Raw genomic sequence first — 14,131 nt, 5'->3', positions numbered from 1 at the left:
CGCAGAATCTAGCGCGAAAAAATAATCAAAATTCGCAGAATCTTATTTGGATTCTCGCGCGAGAAGCGAGTGCAGAATCTCAAATAATCCGTCATTGCGAGACTTGCCTTGGCAAGTCGTGGCAATCCAAGATTCTGCGTTTTTCGTGCAAATCGCAGAATCTAATCAAACAATACAAAATTCGCAGAATCTGCATTGATTTTTGTCATATTGAGACTTTGAAAACGCCGAAATATCTCAAACTCTCCCCCTCCCTTGCGTGTGGTTTTGCATTCTCTCCCCCTCCATTGCGGAGGGGGTAGGGGGTAAAATAAAATAATCCGTCATTGCGAGACTTGCTTGCAAGTCGTGGCAATCTATGCGCTAGATTCTGCGTTTTCGTGCGAGATTCTTGCGATTTTTTGGATTTGATTTGCGAGATTCTACGATTTTGCACACTAGATTCTGTAAATTTTCGTTAAAATGCTAAAATTTTTTCTAAAAAAGGCGCGCTATGGACTTCATCGCACTTATCCCCTACGCACTCATCGGCATCGTGGCGGGGGCGACTTCGGGGCTTTTTGGCATCGGCGGGGGGATGATAATCGTCCCATTTTCCCTGCTACTAGGCATTTCATCGCATCACGCAGTCGCAATTAGCGTGGTGCAGATGATTTTCTCATCCATCTTTGGCTCATATCTCAACTACAAAAAGCGAAATCTAAATCTCAAAGACGGGCTTTTCGTGGGATTTGGCGGACTAATGGGTGCGAGTTTTAGCGGGATAATCGTGAATTTTTTCTCAGATATCACGCTTACAGCGATATTTTTGGGCGTTGGCGTGATATTTTTCATCAAATATTTTTTTCGCTCCAAAAAAAGCGTGGCAGTCGCAAAGTCCCGCACGGAGGCACAAAAACGAGTAATTTTAGTAGGCACAGGCGCGCTTGTGGGCGTCTTTGCCATATCGCTTGGCATCGGCGGGGGCGTGCAGCTCGCGGCGATTTTGGGATTTGCGCTAGGGTATGACAGCAAGCAAGTAGCGCGAATCTCGCTATTTTACATTCTTTTTGCAAGCTGTGCGGGGAGTCTTTCATTCGCGCGGGAGGGAGTTTTAAACGAAAGCGTGGTGACGATGGGCGTGGCAGTGGGCGTAGGCTCGCTGCTTGGCGTATTTATCGGCACAAAAATGATGGAGAAAATCAAGCTAAACTCCCACAAAACCGCTATGCTTTGCGTCTATGCCTTTTCGATACTCACCACCGCATTCACGCTTTTGCGCAAAATGGGGATTTTGGGGATTTAGAAATGTTAAAATTTTTTAAAAAGGATTCGCAATGCCATTTGTAAATATTCGCATCACAAAAGAAAATGGGACGCCCACAATCGCGCAAAAGCGGGAGTTAATCGCAGGTGTTACAAACTTACTCGCCGAAGTGCTAGGCAAAAATAAGTCTAGCACCGTTGTCATAATCGATGAAATCGACACGGACAACTACGGATTAGGCGGTGAGAGCATAACAGAGGTGCGAAAAAGTGGCGCGAAAAAGGGCGTGAAAAATGGCGAAAAAGGGCGTGAAAAATGGCAAAAAAAGGCGTGAAAAATGTGTAACAAATAAAAAAGATTCGCCAAAAAGCGCGAAAAAGGGCGAATCTAAAAAGTAAAAATCTTAAAGATTATGTGAAACTAGGGTGATTTTTTGTCATTACGAGATTTGCTTGCGAGTCGTGGCAATCCAAAGGATTTGCAAATGAAGCAGTCGCAGAATCCCATCGCAGAATCTTAAAAAATATTTTTGCGTGAAATCCGCAGAATCTAAAAAATCTTTTTGTGTCAAAAATCCGCAGAATCCCACAAAGTGTTACCAAAATGCAAGATTTTTGCGTAGATTCTGCGAAAATTTGCTATTTTTGATGATTGAAAATCAAAATTTAAATTTTTATGCTACCATTTTTTCGCACCCAAATAATAAAAATTATTATTTGGTAGCTAAATTTTAACTTAAAGGATGAAAAATGATAGAGATTTTGAGGCAAATTCAGAGCGATAGTATTGTGTTTTTTATGAAGCTGCATAACTTGCATTGGAATGTGAAGGGGACGCTTTTTAAGCCCATCCACGAGAGCACGGAGCGGATTTATGATGAGTTTGCGGAGATTTTTGATGCGGTGGCGGAGCGGATTTTGCAAATTGGCGGAAAACCGCTTGTGACGCTAGATTCTGCGCTGAAAACTGCGAAAATCAAAGAGGAAAGCAAAAGCGATTTTAGTGGCGAGGAAGTGCTAAAAATCATTTTGGCGGACTTTGAATACTTTTTGGAGGCGTTTAAAAACCTCGCAGAGGCGGGCGAAAAGGCGGGCGATACGCCAAGTGCGGATTACGCAAATGGCGTTGTTGCGAAGTTAGAAAAAGAGATTTGGATGCTAAAAGCGCAACTTGCGTAAATTTCACAAAAATCTTACGAAACGCAGAATCTAACGGAGATTTGGGGAGATTCTGCGAAATATCTCAAAAATCACAGAAACTAACGGAGATTTAGGGAAAAGATTCTGCGAAAGTTTGGGGCAAGATTCTGCGAAATCAAACAAAAAAAACGCAGAATCTGCGCTAGATTCGTCATTGCAAGAAGTCACGCTTTAAGAGCGACTTCGTGGCAATCTATTTTCGCATAATTTGGGGCATTTTTTGTCATATTGATACTTTGAAAACGCCAAAATATCTCTAAAATTTTAAAAAAAGAGATTCTTCGCTACGCGCGAGAATGACAAAGTTAAAACAGATTCTGCGATTTTACAAATTCTATGGATTGCCACGACTTGCATTCGCAAGTCTCGCAATGACAAATTTTTTTGTGTGAGATTCTGCGATTTTGATTTTTAGATTCTGCGATTCACGCGAATTTCGCAGAATCTAAAATTTTGCCCTAAAAACTATAATTATACCCTAGCAAAATTTGGTAAAGTTGCCTATACTTCGCATCTACGCTAATCACACCTTCATCAAAAGTCTTTTTTGCCGTATTTAGCGGGATTTTTGCGATGAGCTCCATCCCGTGATTTGCGACATTTACGCGCACTCCAAGCTTCAAATCGACATATAAATCCGTGATTGTGCGCGTCTCATCGGTGTAAAGGTAGAATGAGTCAAATGTAGTCTGCCCACCGATGCCAAGTCCTGCAAACGCGCCAAAATTGGCGTTTTCGGTGTTGTAGAAATTTAGCAGTGCATCGATATTTGCCACATAACTCCCATTGCCAAGCACGCCTGTGCGCCAACTTTTGCCACTTTTGATGTGATACAAACTTTGCGCGTAATCCAAACTCGCATACCCGCGAATGCCAATCCACTCGTTAAAAAAGTGCTTGTAACCGAGTTTTATCCCAAAAACCATTGCGGTGTTGCTGGTGGTGCTTGCGCTATTTGCGCCGTTTGCATTGCCTGTCACATTGCTTGTGGCATTTGTGGTGTTTGATAATGTTACCTGCTGCTCTGCAAATCCTACTTCAAACCCGCCAAATACGCCATTGCCTTCCCCAGCATTCGCCACTCCCAAAAACGCGCATAAAACGCAGATTTTATAAAGCCTTTTCATCACTCCGCCTTTTCTTTTTTGGGGCTGTCATTCACACCAAAAGACAGACTGTATCCATTCATTAGCACTGCGCTAACTACGCCTACCGCGATGATTTTAATGATTTTGCCTAACATTTTAAGCTCCTTTGTTTGAAAATTAGTCTAAAAAGACGGCAAAAGTATAACTGCCCCCCCCCTTAAAGTTTTCTTAAAAAAACCTTAAATTTTGCTTAAATGAAAAAAATGTAAGTTTTTGTCAGTCATTGCGCGTTAAGTGTGAATCAAATGCAAAAATCGCAGAATCCCCACCCCTACCGCACGAATCTTATGCCAACGCCGATTCTATGCGAAAAGTAATCGTATTCATACAGCACATCGCCATATCCCGCGAAATACTGCGCGTAAATGCCGTAGTAGTCGTTGATTTTGTAAGTATAACTTGCGCGAAAGTAGGGCGTAGGGCGCTTTTTGGCGACATTGTAGGGCGGGGCGAGCACGCCGAGCAATCCACCCACGCCAAAGTCCGCTAGATGGTCGCCGTAGCGCATATTTGCCTTTATCTCCAAAATCCCCAAATACTTGTAAATATCGCGGTTCTCCGCATAAAATCTAGTCGGCGCAAACGCCTCCACATCAAGCCCCCAATGCCTACTCGAAAACCGCGCCTTTATGATAAATCTATCGCTCCCCCTACTTCTATCCGCCGCCCCGCCTTGCGCGATATTTATCTCGCCATTGCTGATATGTCGCCACCCTAGCGTGATTTCAGTTAGCGCGAAGCCATCACTCACATCACTCGGGCGATAAGTCAGTAAAAACTCGGGCTGAAAGTCATTATCCCGCATCGGCGAGCTCGCCTTTTCATTAAAAAGCTGAAAATAAAAAGTATCCGTAAATGCCAAATAAAAAATCCACTCATCGCTAAAAGACACGATGGGTGCGCGAAAACTCACCTGCCCCTTTATCTCACCGCGAAAATACTGCGGATTTCGCATAGGCGTGAGATTATACACATACAAAAAATATGTATCGCGCCAATTTTCAAAAAATGCGCTTGAATCTTTTGGGCGAACAATCGCGCGTGGCGTGGCAGCAGAATCTAGCGCAGATTCTGCAATTTGTCCCCCCTCCCTTGCGGAGGGGGTTAGGGGGTGGGTGTTTTGCGATTTAGATTCTGCAAAATTTGCGGGAGAATCTAACCCACCCCCTTTGTCCCCCTCCGCAAGGGAGGGGGAATCAAAAGTAGAATCTGTATTTTCTAACTTATTTTGCCCCCCTATTTGCGGATTCTGCGTTTTGCGTCTGAATCGTAGAATCTTTTGCGTGAATCGCCGAATCTACCGCAAAATCAAAATTAGATTCTGCGCTAAAATCCCCCGCCCCAAGCGACATATTAAAACTCACAAGCACCACGCAACCCGCCAAAATTTTACCCAAAATCATCGCAATCTTTTATTTGAAATTATACCATTTTTGAGTTGCTTTGTCGCCCACGCATAGTGGCTAGAAGTGCTTGAAATCACAAACGAACCAAGCGCATTTGCCCCCGTGCAGGCAAAATGCCCCTTGCAAAATAGCTCATCATCGCTAAATTTTTGCACCAAATTTGCGATGGTGCTGTGGCTTGTTTGCAAGTCATCTAGCGCGACTTGCAAGGGCGTGCTTTGGTGCTTTTGCCAAATCTCAATATTTAGCTTTGGATAAGTGCGCCAATTATGCGGAGCGGGCAAAAATGGCGTAACTTGCGCCCTTTGCGTGAATCTTTTGCCATCGCACTCCAAATTATTTGCGATAAAATGCTCCAACATTTTGTGCCACTCATAAAGGTGGATAAGCACATCACGGGCATTTTTATCACGCGAATTATCGCGCAGTGGGTGGGTAAAATCGCCCTCCAAAATATCGCGTGGCACATTTTGGATAAATCTCAAAAGTTTGGCAAACTCATCATTTATCGCTTTTAGCAACTCATCTTTACTTCGTGGGCGTGGCATTTTCTCCCTTTTTTGCGTGTGAAATTTTTATGTGAATTTTGCACGAATTTTGTGCGAAATTTTAGCAAGATTCTGCGTTTTTCACGCTAGATTCTGCAAATCGCAGAATCTACTTCAAAATTATCGTATTTAGTCCCCTATTTTGTAGCACCAAAATTCGCTTCGTTTTGCCACTATATTTTTTCATCGCATTGTTAAAATCGCTCACGCTGTTAATCTTTATGTCCTCAATTTGCGTGATTATATCGCCACTCTCAAATCCCGCTTTTTGCGCCGTGCTATTCTCTGCCACTTCACTCACAATCACGCCGTTAAAATCGCTTGGGATTTGGTATCGTTGGCGCATTTGTCTATCAATGTTTTCTACGACAAGTCCGCTATTTTTGGCGTTTTTCGCGCCTTTATCGCCACTTTGAGCACTTGCTATTTCGCCATTTTGGGTGTATTTGTCTAATTTCACTTTTGCCTTGTATTCTTTTTTATCCCGTATGTAGCGCACTTCTACGACTTCATTTGGTGGATATGAGCCGATGGTATTTTTTAGCTCACTTGCGCTATTTATGGGTTTGCCATTTACCGCGATGATTAAATCCCACACTTTTAGCCCCGCTTTTGCCGCAGCTGAGCTTTTATCCACACTCACCAAAACCGCGCCACTTTTGCCATCGTAGAGATTCGACAAATTATCCGTAATGTCTTGAATCCCAACGCCCAAAAATCCGCGCTCAATGCTACCTTTTTCAATCAGCGTTTTTGTGATTTTTTTTACCATATCGCTAGGGATTGCGAATCCTATGCCGTGATTGCCCCCTGTGCGTGAGAGAATCGCCGTATTGATACCTATAAGCGCACCACGCGAATCAATAAGCGCACCGCCCGAATTGCCCGGATTTATGGATGCATCTGTTTGGATAAAGTTTTCATAATCATTTATCCCCATATTTGTTTTATCAAGCGCGGAGATTATGCCCTGCGTTACGGATTCGCCTACGCCAAAGGGATTGCCGATGGCAAAGACGACATCGCCTACCATTAGTTCATTACTATTGCCGATTTTTGCGTATGGCAAGTTGTTTTGGTTGATTTTGATTACCGCTAAATCACTTCTAGGGTCTTTGCCGATGATTTTTGCCTCATATTCTTTTTTTGGGCTATTTGGGAGGCTTACCAAAATCTTATCTGCGCCATCAATCACGTGATTGTTCGTAACGATATAGCCGTCCTTTGAGATAATCACGCCACTGCCTAAACTTCGCTCTACCCTATCCTTTGGCGCGTTGCGATAAATGTCGCCAAAAAACTGCTGAAAAAACGGGTCGCTAAACATAGGATGATTTAGGACATTGTTGCTGACTTTTTTTTGCGTGGAGATATTTACGACACTCTTTTTTACCTCGCTAATTGCGTCATTGTATGAGTGAATCACACCATTAGCACCACTTGGATTTTGCCGTTTTGTGGCACTTGGCATTTCGGCGAAGTCAAAAGCAAAGCTAATCGCGCATAACGCTAAAAATGCAGTTAAAATTCTCATCTTAAATCCTTTCAAATTGCTAAAAATAAGCGAAATTATATGTAAAAAATGCTAAAAAATGTCGCTAATTTATGCGGATTTCTTAACAAATTTGCGTAGATTCTGCGATTTTGGGCGAGATTCTGCGATTTTCGTGCGATTCGCAGAATCTGCGATATTTTCGCCGTTTTCAGCATTGAATTCGCTAGTTTTTTCTCGCAAAAAGGGCTGCACCCCCCTCCCCGCTCCCCCTACGCGCCAAAAAGCAGCCGCTTTTTCGCTTTTAGGGGGAGAGCCTCGCTTTTCCGCTTCTAGCAAAAAATCGGCGGTTGCACTGACTTGCACCTTGCTCCCGATTTTTTGCACCACGAAGCGGGCGAGATTTTGGTGCTTCGCACGATTGATTTTTATCATTTTTGCTATCGCAAAATTTTGGATTGCCACGCTCGCTTCGCTCACTCGCAATGACGGATTGTTTGCACTAGATTCTGCGTTTTTTATGCGAATCGCAGAATCTGCCTTTACAAACAATTCTAGTATTTGCGGTGGAAGTTTTGTATTTGTAAAAATTTTAGGGTGTGAGACTAGACTAGCGGTCTGCGAACGCCCTAAAATTTTTACAAGTGCGAAAAATGCACCCAAAGACGAATTGAATGCACCGCATTCGCAGAATCTAATACACCAATCCCTTCCCTTTCTTCCCCAAACACTTCCCGCACAGCACGAAAAGTCGCAGATTATCGCTGATTAGTTCGCATTTTAGCGTTTTGGCGATGATTGATTGCTTTTCGCGAATATCATCATCCACAAACTCCATAATATTCCCGCACCCAAGACAAATAATGTGGTAATGATGCTCTTTTGCGGCGATTTCATATCGCTTCCCGCTTTTTGTCTCCACAGAAGTCAAAAATCCATAAGTCTCCAAAAACTGCAAAATGCGATATACGCTTGAAAGCGATGAGTTTTTATCATCGCATTTTAGGGCATTTGTGATTTCCTCTGGACTTAAATGCGTTTTGCTGTTGTAAATTAACGCCAAAATATGCTCTCTTTGCTTGCTTGTTTTAAGCTGCTTTGCGGTTACTACCCTTTGCAAGCGCGTGATGACAGACTCCAAACTCTCTGTTCTTTTGATTTTATTCTCCGCCAATTTCGTCCTCCCAAATATTATAAAATGCAAATTATACTAGATTTTAAAATAATATTTGGTAAAATCCGCACATTTTTTATTTTAAGGAGACAAAATGTTTGGCGCAAAGCACACTTATAACAACGGACAATTAGAAGCATTGAAGCAAGAAATTGAGGCATTAAAAAAGGAAAATGAGCTATACAAGGCGATTGCATCGCACTCGCAAAATGAATTTGTAGTGGCACTTTTGGGCGATGAAGTGGTATTTAAAAACGATAAATGCACGGAGATTAGGGACTTTGATGGGATTAAGCAAAGTTTGAAAGAGGGCAAAAGCGAGATTGTAACCACGCAAAATAATATCAAAGTCAAATCAAAAAAAGTCGGCGATATCGCCATTTATTACCTAAATGAAGTCGATTCACGCTCCAAAGAATTGGGCGAGGACTTGCTAGGATTTTACAATAAATGTATGCACGGCGGGGCGGTTGCGTGTCAAAATGCCTTTATTGAGCTAGTAGGTGAGCTAAAAGAGATTTATGAAGTCGCGCACAAGACTGCGGAGGGGATGACAAAGGGCATTGAGATTTCGCAAAGTTCCTCACAGCAAATAAATCATTTGTATGAAAAAATGCAAAATGCGATAAATTTAGTCAGCTCACTCACGCAAAGAAGCAACGAAATCACAAATGTCATCTCGCTAATTGACGATATCGCCGAGCAAACAAATCTACTTGCGCTAAATGCGGCAATTGAGGCGGCACGGGCGGGCGAGCACGGGAGAGGATTTGCCGTTGTCGCAGATGAGGTTCGCAAACTCGCTGAAAAAACGCAAAAAGCGACAAAAGAAATCGCCATCGTGGTAAAATCAATGCAGCAAGAGGCAAGTGACATTCAAACAAGCACAGAGGAAATCAACGAAGTTACAAAAAGTGTCAAAGAGGATGTCGATGAGATAAATAATATCGTAAAAGTTTTCAAAGATAACTCCATTTTGGCGGAGCTGAAAATCGGCTGTTCAAATGACAAGGTATTCTGCGGACTTGCCAAAATCGACCATTTGCTTTACAAACAAGGACTTTATTCGCTGATTTTTGGTATGACAAATGAATTTAAACAAGTCGATGGCACAAGCTGCCGCTTTGGCAAGTGGTATTATGAGGGCGAGGGGAAAAAGAATTTCTCCGCGACAAATGCGTATAAAAAAGTCGAAGTCCCGCATTTAAGCATTCACACGGAGGCAAATGCGCTTGCTGCAAGTCTGCTTGACGCAAATAGGGCGACTCCAAAGAATTTCATCGATAGCAAAATGGTGGTAATTGAGGATATGGGAAATCAAATTTTTAGCGCGATTGATGAAATGCTAAGCGAGAAACTCGCCACCTCACAGGCGAAAATCGCAAAAATGAGTAAGGAAATGGAGGTTTTGGAAAAATAACGCGGTGGGATTGCGGTGAGATTCTGCGTAGATTCTGCGATTTTGCGTGATTTTGCGTGATAAATCGCAGAATCTGTGATATTTTCGCCGTCATTGCGAGATTCTGCGATAGCACAATCTTGGCAATCCAAACATATAACGCCGTCATTGCGAGAAGTCGGCACTTGTGGCGACTTCGTGGCAATCCATAGAATAAATATAGATTGCTTCGTTGTTTTCGCTTCGCTCAAACTGCCTCGCAATGACGAAACAAAGGCAAATCGCAGAATCTGCCCCACGCCGTCATTGCGAGCGAGCGAAGCGAGCGTGGCAATCTAGATTCTGTGAATTTGCGTGAAAAATCGCAGAATCTGTGTTAATTCGCAGAATCTGCGATATTTAAATTTTACATAAAAGGATTTTTTTGCAATTTCTTAAAAATTTTCTTAAAAAATTTACCAAAATAAACTCCAAACGGCGCATTGCCCTTGCGGTTGTGCTATTTTTGCTGATGATGTTTGCGCTATTTACGATTGTAGCGATTTATGATACGCAGAGCAAAGTCGCGCAGGTGGTGAATTACACGCCAAATAAAGCACTAAAAATTTTGGATAGAAAAGATAGATTAGTGGCGAATGCCTTTGAGGATGAATTCCGCCACTTTGTGCCTTATGATGAGATTCCCCCAAAGATTATTGAGACGCTTTTGGCGGTGGAAGACACGATGTTTTTTGAGCACAGCGGGATAAATTTGGACGCGATAATGCGTGCAATGCTTCGCAATCTCAAATCCGGCGGACTAAATGAAGGCGGCAGCACCATCTCACAGCAGCTCGTCAAAAATATCGCCCTTTCGATGGAGCGGACATTTGATAGGAAGTTCAAAGAGGCAATCATCACAATCCAAATTGAAAAGTTTTTAAGCAAAGAAGAGATTTTGGAGAAATACCTAAACTGCATATTTTTTGGCAATGGATTTTATGGCATAAAAACGGCGGCGGACGGGTATTTTAACAAGGATTTGCAAAATCTCACTTTAAAAGAAATCGCAATGCTTATGGCACTCCCAAAAGCACCATCCTTTTATAATCCCGTGACGAATTTAAAGGCGTCCTTAACCCGCGCAAATACGATTTTAGAGCGACTTTATAATATCGGGTGGATTACCAAAGATGAGTTTGAAAACGCGCTAAATGAAGTCCCAAAGGTTTATAACAAGACTTTAACGCAGAATCTCGCCCCCTATGTTGTCGATGAGGTTTTGCGACAACTCTCCCACATTAAAGATTTGAAAACGGGCGGATATGTGGTGAAAACGCACATTGATTTGGATTATCAAAAAGTCGCCCAAACCGCGCTAAAAAACGGATATGACAATATCATCTCCCGCACCAAAAAAGTAAAAAACGCAGAATCTAATGAAAACTCCGCAGATTCTGCGGAGGAAACGGATGACACTTTAAATGGCGCAATTGTCGTCACGCAAAGCAAAACGGGCAATATTTTGGCATTAGTGGGCGGGGTGGATTACTCAAAAAGTCCATTTAATCGCGCCACACAGGCAAAAAGGCAGTTTGGTAGCACCGTGAAACCCTTCATTTATCAAATCGCACTTGATATGGGATACTCGCAAGGGACGCAGATTTCGGATGTGGCGCGAAGTTTTGGACAAAATGAGGCGGATTTAAGCAATGCGGATTTAAAAACAGAAGAAACTATCGAAAATGACGCAGAGGCGGCGGATAACTCGTGGCGACCGAAAAATTATTCGCGCAGTTACAATGGTATCGTTACGCTAAAAGAGGCACTGCGCCGTTCGCTAAATTTGGCAACGATAAATTTGGTAGATATGATTGGATTTCGCGCGGTGTATGGGAAAATGGTGGATTATGGATTTGCAAATATTCCGCAGGATATGACTGTGGTGCTAGGGAGTTTCGCGCTATCTCCGCTTGATGTGGCGAAGCAATACTCGCTTTTTGCAAACTATGGGACGCCACTAAATCCAAAACTTATTAGAGAGATTATCAAACCTGATGGAAGCGAAATGCCCCTAGAAATCGCAGAATCTAGCGCGAAAATCGCAGAATCCACCAAAAAATTTGGCGAAAAATCCGCAGATTCTGCGCTAGATTCTGCGCCAAAAGAGTTACTTGCCAAAGAGCAGGCATATTTAAGCATTGATATTTTGAAAAGTGTCGTAACGCACGGCACGGGGTATCGCGCGCGCACTTCGGGCATCGAAATCGCAGGGAAAACGGGCACTTCAAACGACAGCGTGGATGCGTGGTTTAGCGGATTTTCGCCTACGCTTCAAGTTGTCGTGTGGTATGGGCGCGATGATAATAAATCAATCGGCAATAATCTCACAGGTGGCGTGATTAGCGCGCCGGTGGCAGGGGAGTTTTTCCGTAATATTTTGCGCGTGGAGCCGGGATTAAAAAGGGCGTTTGATGTGCCAAGCGGGATTTTTCGGCGAAATATCGATGGCGTGGAGTATCTTTATACGAAAACTTCCAAACTACCCGCAAAAAGCAATGTCGATGGAGAGATTTTGTTTTAGATGAGTGCATTTCGTCATTGCGAGACGCACGAAGCGAAGCGAGTGCAACGAAGCAATCTATTTTTAGATTCTGCGATTTTGTGCGTTTTTTCCGTCATTGCGAGATTTGCCAAAGGCAAATCGTGGCAATCCACAAAAATTGTCATTCCCACGCAAATGAAACAAACGCAGAATCTGCGAAATTTTAACTTTAATGGAGGAAATTATGATTGCAAAGATGATTTATAAAGCGTATTTGAGGACAAAATCAAAGTTTTTGGCAAAGATTTTATGGAAAATCCGCGCGATAATTTTAAGATTTTGCAATCCGCTAATCACGCTAAAATACAACGGATTTTGCCTAACTATGCCATTTTCGCACACGATTTTTGCCTACCAAAAGCAATATCCAAATTATGATATGGCACTAGGCAAAATCGCGCATTTTATAAAGGGAAAATGCGGGTTTTTGAATATGGTGGATGTCGGCGCAAATATCGGTGATACGGCGGTTTTCACTCAATGCAAAGGTGCAAATTTTTTGCTAATTGAGGGCAGTGAAAATTATGCAAATTTGATTGAGAAAAATTTAAGGGCAAATTATGGCAATATTCAAAACGGGGGGGGGCAGAACTAGCGATACGATAAATTATATCATCGAAACAACCCTAATCGGCGAGCAAACAAGCGCAAACTATCAAATGACGCTAAAAAACGGCAGTGGCGTTTTGAGTAAATCAACGGCGATTTTATCGCAGTTTGCGACTTTGGATGCGGTTTTGCAAAAGCATAAATTTGACGCGAACTTCATAAAAGTCGATACCGATGGATTTGATTTTAAGGTGCTTCGAAGCGGACTTGACTTTATCAAATCGCGCAAACCATCGCTGTATTTTGAGTGGGATAAGGCATTTTTGGAGGCGCAGGGCGAGGATTATTTGTCGATTTTTGATGCGCTAAAATCCTGCGGATACAAAAGGGTGATAATCTTTGATAATTTTGGGTCGCCAATGTGTGCTTTGGCACTTGATGATTCGCAGAATCTTACGCTACTAGCGCGATATGTGGCGCACTCAAACTGCAATATTTATTATTATGATGTGCTGATTTTGGGCGAAAATTTAGATGAAAATGAATTTTTGGAGCATTTTTACGCAGAATCTCGCAATTCCATTGCGTAGGGCAATTCCAAAATTTCCCCTCCCTTGCGGAGGGGGATTAAGTGGGTGGGTAGATTCTGCGAATGCAGAATCTAATGCAAAAAACGGCGAAAATCTCGCAGAATCTGCACCCTTTTTTCGTCATTGCGAGAAAATCCGTAGGATTTTCGTGGCAATCCAAGATTCTGCGAATTTGTGTGTTTTTCCGTCATTGCGAGATTTTGCGAAGCAAAATCGTGGCAATCCACAAATTTTTGCGATAGCAAAAATGATAAAAATCAATCGTGCGAAGCACCCTTAATCTCGCCCGCTTCGTGGTGCAAAAAATCGGAAGTAAGCGAGCAGTAGTGCGAGTGCCGTTTTTTGCTAGAAGCGAAAGCTGGGCACTCCCCTAAAAGCGAAAAAGTGGCTGCTTTTTGGGGACACAATTAAATGATTGGGGGGAGCGGGAGCGGGGTGCAGCCCTTTTTGCGAGAAAAAAACAAGCGATTCAAGTGATAACAATGGCGATTTTATCGCAGAATCGCAGAATCACAGAATCTAAAATGAAGAAGAGATACTTCGCTTCGCTCAGTATGACAATTTTTTTGGATTGCTTCGTCAGTGCTACGCACTTCCTCGCAATGACGAAAAAAGGGCGTAGATTCTGCAAATGAAACCAAAATCGTAAAATTTAAAAATGGATTGCCACGATTTGACTTCGTCAAATCTCGCAATGACGGCGTTGTTTTTTTTGGATTGCCACGAAAATTCGCTACGCTAATTTGCAGAGTTTGCAAGCAAATCTCGCAATGACAAAAAACACGCTAGATTCTGC

At 42.7% G+C, this 14,131-nt stretch carries 23 protein-coding genes and 1 pseudogene; 13 read left to right on the top strand and 11 right to left on the bottom strand.

From position 1 onward, the window contains the following. The first annotated feature begins 46 nt into the window (after positions 1–46). Complete coding sequence (locus tag ACWIUD_RS07230; RefSeq protein ID WP_454148087.1) at positions 47–199, top strand: hypothetical protein; 153 nt, start codon at positions 47–49, stop codon at positions 197–199. A gap of 6 nt (positions 200–205) precedes the next feature. Here the strand turns inward: ACWIUD_RS07230 and ACWIUD_RS07225 are convergent, their stop codons facing one another. Further along, positions 206–436 (bottom strand): hypothetical protein, encoded by a 231-nt coding sequence (locus ACWIUD_RS07225; RefSeq protein WP_454148085.1) that lies wholly within the window; start codon positions 434–436, stop codon positions 206–208. 57 nt (positions 437–493) lie between these two features. Here ACWIUD_RS07225 and ACWIUD_RS07220 point away from each other — a divergent pair, with 57 nt between their 5' ends. Continuing rightward, positions 494–1,285 (top strand): sulfite exporter TauE/SafE family protein, encoded by a 792-nt coding sequence (locus tag ACWIUD_RS07220; protein ID WP_454148083.1) that lies wholly within the window; start codon positions 494–496, stop codon positions 1,283–1,285. A gap of 31 nt (positions 1,286–1,316) precedes the next feature. Further along, entirely contained in the window at positions 1,317–1,580 is a 264-nt protein-coding gene (locus tag ACWIUD_RS07215) for a 2-hydroxymuconate tautomerase family protein (RefSeq protein WP_454148081.1), read from the top strand. A gap of 105 nt (positions 1,581–1,685) precedes the next feature. Here ACWIUD_RS07215 and ACWIUD_RS07210 read toward each other — a convergent pair whose 3' ends face one another. Further along, complete coding sequence (locus ACWIUD_RS07210) at positions 1,686–1,817, bottom strand: hypothetical protein (protein ID WP_454148079.1); 132 nt, start codon at positions 1,815–1,817, stop codon at positions 1,686–1,688. A 178-nt stretch (positions 1,818–1,995) separates the two neighbouring features. On the opposite strand from ACWIUD_RS07210, the gene ACWIUD_RS07205 reads away from it, so the two are divergent. Beyond that, the gene (locus ACWIUD_RS07205; RefSeq protein WP_454148077.1) at positions 1,996–2,424 is read left to right on the top strand and encodes a Dps family protein; all 429 of its coding nucleotides are present in this window, start codon (positions 1,996–1,998) and stop codon (positions 2,422–2,424) included. A gap of 30 nt (positions 2,425–2,454) precedes the next feature. Here the strand turns inward: ACWIUD_RS07205 and ACWIUD_RS07200 are convergent, their stop codons facing one another. The 3 genes from ACWIUD_RS07200 to ACWIUD_RS07190 all read right to left on the bottom strand — a co-directional run bounded on the left by ACWIUD_RS07200 (position 2,455) and on the right by ACWIUD_RS07190 (position 4,548). Further along, entirely contained in the window at positions 2,455–2,613 is a 159-nt protein-coding gene (locus ACWIUD_RS07200; protein ID WP_454148075.1) for a hypothetical protein, read from the bottom strand. 290 nt (positions 2,614–2,903) lie between these two features. Next, positions 2,904–3,572: an outer membrane beta-barrel protein gene (locus ACWIUD_RS07195; protein WP_454148073.1), complete on the bottom strand. Its 669-nt coding sequence runs from the start codon at positions 3,570–3,572 to the stop codon at positions 2,904–2,906. 292 nt (positions 3,573–3,864) lie between these two features. Next, positions 3,865–4,548 (bottom strand): phospholipase A, encoded by a 684-nt coding sequence (locus ACWIUD_RS07190; RefSeq protein WP_454148176.1) that lies wholly within the window; start codon positions 4,546–4,548, stop codon positions 3,865–3,867. A gap of 4 nt (positions 4,549–4,552) precedes the next feature. Here ACWIUD_RS07190 and ACWIUD_RS07185 point away from each other — a divergent pair, with 4 nt between their 5' ends. Continuing rightward, positions 4,553–5,053 (top strand): hypothetical protein, encoded by a 501-nt coding sequence (locus ACWIUD_RS07185; RefSeq protein ID WP_454148071.1) that lies wholly within the window; start codon positions 4,553–4,555, stop codon positions 5,051–5,053. On the opposite strand, the gene ACWIUD_RS07180 is transcribed toward ACWIUD_RS07185, so the two are convergent. The 4 genes from ACWIUD_RS07180 to ACWIUD_RS07165 form a co-directional block, all read right to left on the bottom strand. Beyond that, positions 4,993–5,547, bottom strand: coding sequence for a ClbS/DfsB family four-helix bundle protein (locus ACWIUD_RS07180; RefSeq protein ID WP_454148069.1), 555 nt, complete (start codon positions 5,545–5,547; stop codon positions 4,993–4,995). The two genes, ACWIUD_RS07185 and ACWIUD_RS07180, sit on opposite strands and share 61 nt — an antisense overlap. Before the next feature lie 109 nt (positions 5,548–5,656). Continuing rightward, positions 5,657–7,081: a Do family serine endopeptidase gene (locus ACWIUD_RS07175; protein ID WP_454148067.1), complete on the bottom strand. Its 1,425-nt coding sequence runs from the start codon at positions 7,079–7,081 to the stop codon at positions 5,657–5,659. 69 nt (positions 7,082–7,150) lie between these two features. Further along, entirely contained in the window at positions 7,151–7,702 is a 552-nt protein-coding gene (locus ACWIUD_RS07170; protein WP_454148065.1) for a hypothetical protein, read from the bottom strand. A gap of 31 nt (positions 7,703–7,733) precedes the next feature. After that, the gene (locus ACWIUD_RS07165) at positions 7,734–8,213 is read right to left on the bottom strand and encodes a transcriptional repressor (protein ID WP_454148063.1); all 480 of its coding nucleotides are present in this window, start codon (positions 8,211–8,213) and stop codon (positions 7,734–7,736) included. Positions 8,214–8,307: 94 nt separating this feature from the next. Between ACWIUD_RS07165 and ACWIUD_RS07160 the strand changes: the two are divergent. Both ACWIUD_RS07160 and ACWIUD_RS07155 read left to right on the top strand, forming a co-directional pair. Further along, positions 8,308–9,114 (top strand): annotated as a pseudogene (locus ACWIUD_RS07160) (methyl-accepting chemotaxis protein); the annotation flags it as partial. A 75-nt stretch (positions 9,115–9,189) separates the two neighbouring features. Then, positions 9,190–9,633: a CZB domain-containing protein gene (locus tag ACWIUD_RS07155; protein ID WP_454148174.1), complete on the top strand. Its 444-nt coding sequence runs from the start codon at positions 9,190–9,192 to the stop codon at positions 9,631–9,633. Here ACWIUD_RS07155 and ACWIUD_RS07150 read toward each other — a convergent pair. Further along, positions 9,531–9,764 (bottom strand): hypothetical protein, encoded by a 234-nt coding sequence (locus ACWIUD_RS07150; RefSeq protein WP_454148061.1) that lies wholly within the window; start codon positions 9,762–9,764, stop codon positions 9,531–9,533. The two genes, ACWIUD_RS07155 and ACWIUD_RS07150, sit on opposite strands and share 103 nt — an antisense overlap. 16 nt (positions 9,765–9,780) lie before the next feature. Between ACWIUD_RS07150 and ACWIUD_RS07145 the strand changes: the two genes are divergently transcribed. The 6 genes from ACWIUD_RS07145 to ACWIUD_RS07120 all read left to right on the top strand — a co-directional run bounded on the left by ACWIUD_RS07145 (position 9,781) and on the right by ACWIUD_RS07120 (position 13,615). After that, positions 9,781–9,951 carry a hypothetical protein gene (locus tag ACWIUD_RS07145; protein WP_454148059.1) on the top strand — a complete coding sequence of 57 codons (171 nt, stop codon included), beginning with the start codon at positions 9,781–9,783 and terminating at the stop codon, positions 9,949–9,951. A 172-nt stretch (positions 9,952–10,123) separates the two neighbouring features. After that, the gene (locus tag ACWIUD_RS07140; protein ID WP_454148172.1) at positions 10,124–12,175 is read left to right on the top strand and encodes a transglycosylase domain-containing protein; all 2,052 of its coding nucleotides are present in this window, start codon (positions 10,124–10,126) and stop codon (positions 12,173–12,175) included. Beyond that, positions 12,176–12,403: a hypothetical protein gene (locus ACWIUD_RS07135; protein WP_454148057.1), complete on the top strand. Its 228-nt coding sequence runs from the start codon at positions 12,176–12,178 to the stop codon at positions 12,401–12,403. It abuts the gene before it with no gap. Beyond that, positions 12,381–12,791, top strand: coding sequence for a hypothetical protein (locus tag ACWIUD_RS07130; protein ID WP_454148055.1), 411 nt, complete (start codon positions 12,381–12,383; stop codon positions 12,789–12,791). The genes ACWIUD_RS07135 and ACWIUD_RS07130 overlap by 23 nt, the downstream gene beginning before the upstream one ends. After that, a complete protein-coding gene (locus tag ACWIUD_RS07125; protein WP_454148053.1) occupies positions 12,757–13,335 on the top strand; it encodes an FkbM family methyltransferase in 579 nt (192 codons plus the stop codon). The genes ACWIUD_RS07130 and ACWIUD_RS07125 overlap by 35 nt, the downstream gene beginning before the upstream one ends. Then, on the top strand, positions 13,286–13,615 hold the full coding sequence (locus tag ACWIUD_RS07120; RefSeq protein ID WP_454148051.1) for a hypothetical protein: 330 nt from the start codon (positions 13,286–13,288) through the stop codon (positions 13,613–13,615). Before ACWIUD_RS07125 ends, ACWIUD_RS07120 begins: the two co-directional genes overlap by 50 nt. Before the next feature lie 211 nt (positions 13,616–13,826). Here the strand turns inward: ACWIUD_RS07120 and ACWIUD_RS07115 are convergent, their stop codons facing one another. Next, positions 13,827–14,093: a hypothetical protein gene (locus tag ACWIUD_RS07115; protein ID WP_454148049.1), complete on the bottom strand. Its 267-nt coding sequence runs from the start codon at positions 14,091–14,093 to the stop codon at positions 13,827–13,829. Positions 14,094–14,131 lie beyond the last annotated feature (38 nt).

The organism is Helicobacter sp. 23-1044, from assembly GCF_053654695.1.
Note: the sequence above shows the minus strand (reverse complement) of the source record. Positions and strands in the feature narration are given on the sequence as shown.

What these genes read in the sequence shown, in the direction of transcription:
- ACWIUD_RS07220 (WP_454148083.1), top strand. Translation starts at nt 494, where the DNA reads ATGGACTTCATCGCACTTATCCCCTACGCACTCATCGGCATCGTGGCG.
- ACWIUD_RS07215 (WP_454148081.1), top strand. Translation starts at nt 1,317, where the DNA reads ATGCCATTTGTAAATATTCGCATCACAAAAGAAAATGGGACGCCCACA.
- ACWIUD_RS07205 (WP_454148077.1), top strand. Translation starts at nt 1,996, where the DNA reads ATGATAGAGATTTTGAGGCAAATTCAGAGCGATAGTATTGTGTTTTTT.
- ACWIUD_RS07195 (WP_454148073.1), bottom strand. Translation starts at nt 3,572, where the DNA reads ATGAAAAGGCTTTATAAAATCTGCGTTTTATGCGCGTTTTTGGGAGTG.
- ACWIUD_RS07190 (WP_454148176.1), bottom strand. Translation starts at nt 4,548, where the DNA reads ATGCGAAATCCGCAGTATTTTCGCGGTGAGATAAAGGGGCAGGTGAGT.
- ACWIUD_RS07180 (WP_454148069.1), bottom strand. Translation starts at nt 5,547, where the DNA reads ATGCCACGCCCACGAAGTAAAGATGAGTTGCTAAAAGCGATAAATGAT.
- ACWIUD_RS07175 (WP_454148067.1), bottom strand. Translation starts at nt 7,081, where the DNA reads ATGAGAATTTTAACTGCATTTTTAGCGTTATGCGCGATTAGCTTTGCT.
- ACWIUD_RS07140 (WP_454148172.1), top strand. Translation starts at nt 10,124, where the DNA reads ATGATGTTTGCGCTATTTACGATTGTAGCGATTTATGATACGCAGAGC.
- ACWIUD_RS07135 (WP_454148057.1), top strand. Translation starts at nt 12,176, where the DNA reads ATGAGTGCATTTCGTCATTGCGAGACGCACGAAGCGAAGCGAGTGCAA.
- ACWIUD_RS07130 (WP_454148055.1), top strand. Translation starts at nt 12,381, where the DNA reads ATGATTGCAAAGATGATTTATAAAGCGTATTTGAGGACAAAATCAAAG.
- ACWIUD_RS07125 (WP_454148053.1), top strand. Translation starts at nt 12,757, where the DNA reads ATGGCAATATTCAAAACGGGGGGGGGCAGAACTAGCGATACGATAAAT.
- ACWIUD_RS07120 (WP_454148051.1), top strand. Translation starts at nt 13,286, where the DNA reads ATGAATTTTTGGAGCATTTTTACGCAGAATCTCGCAATTCCATTGCGT.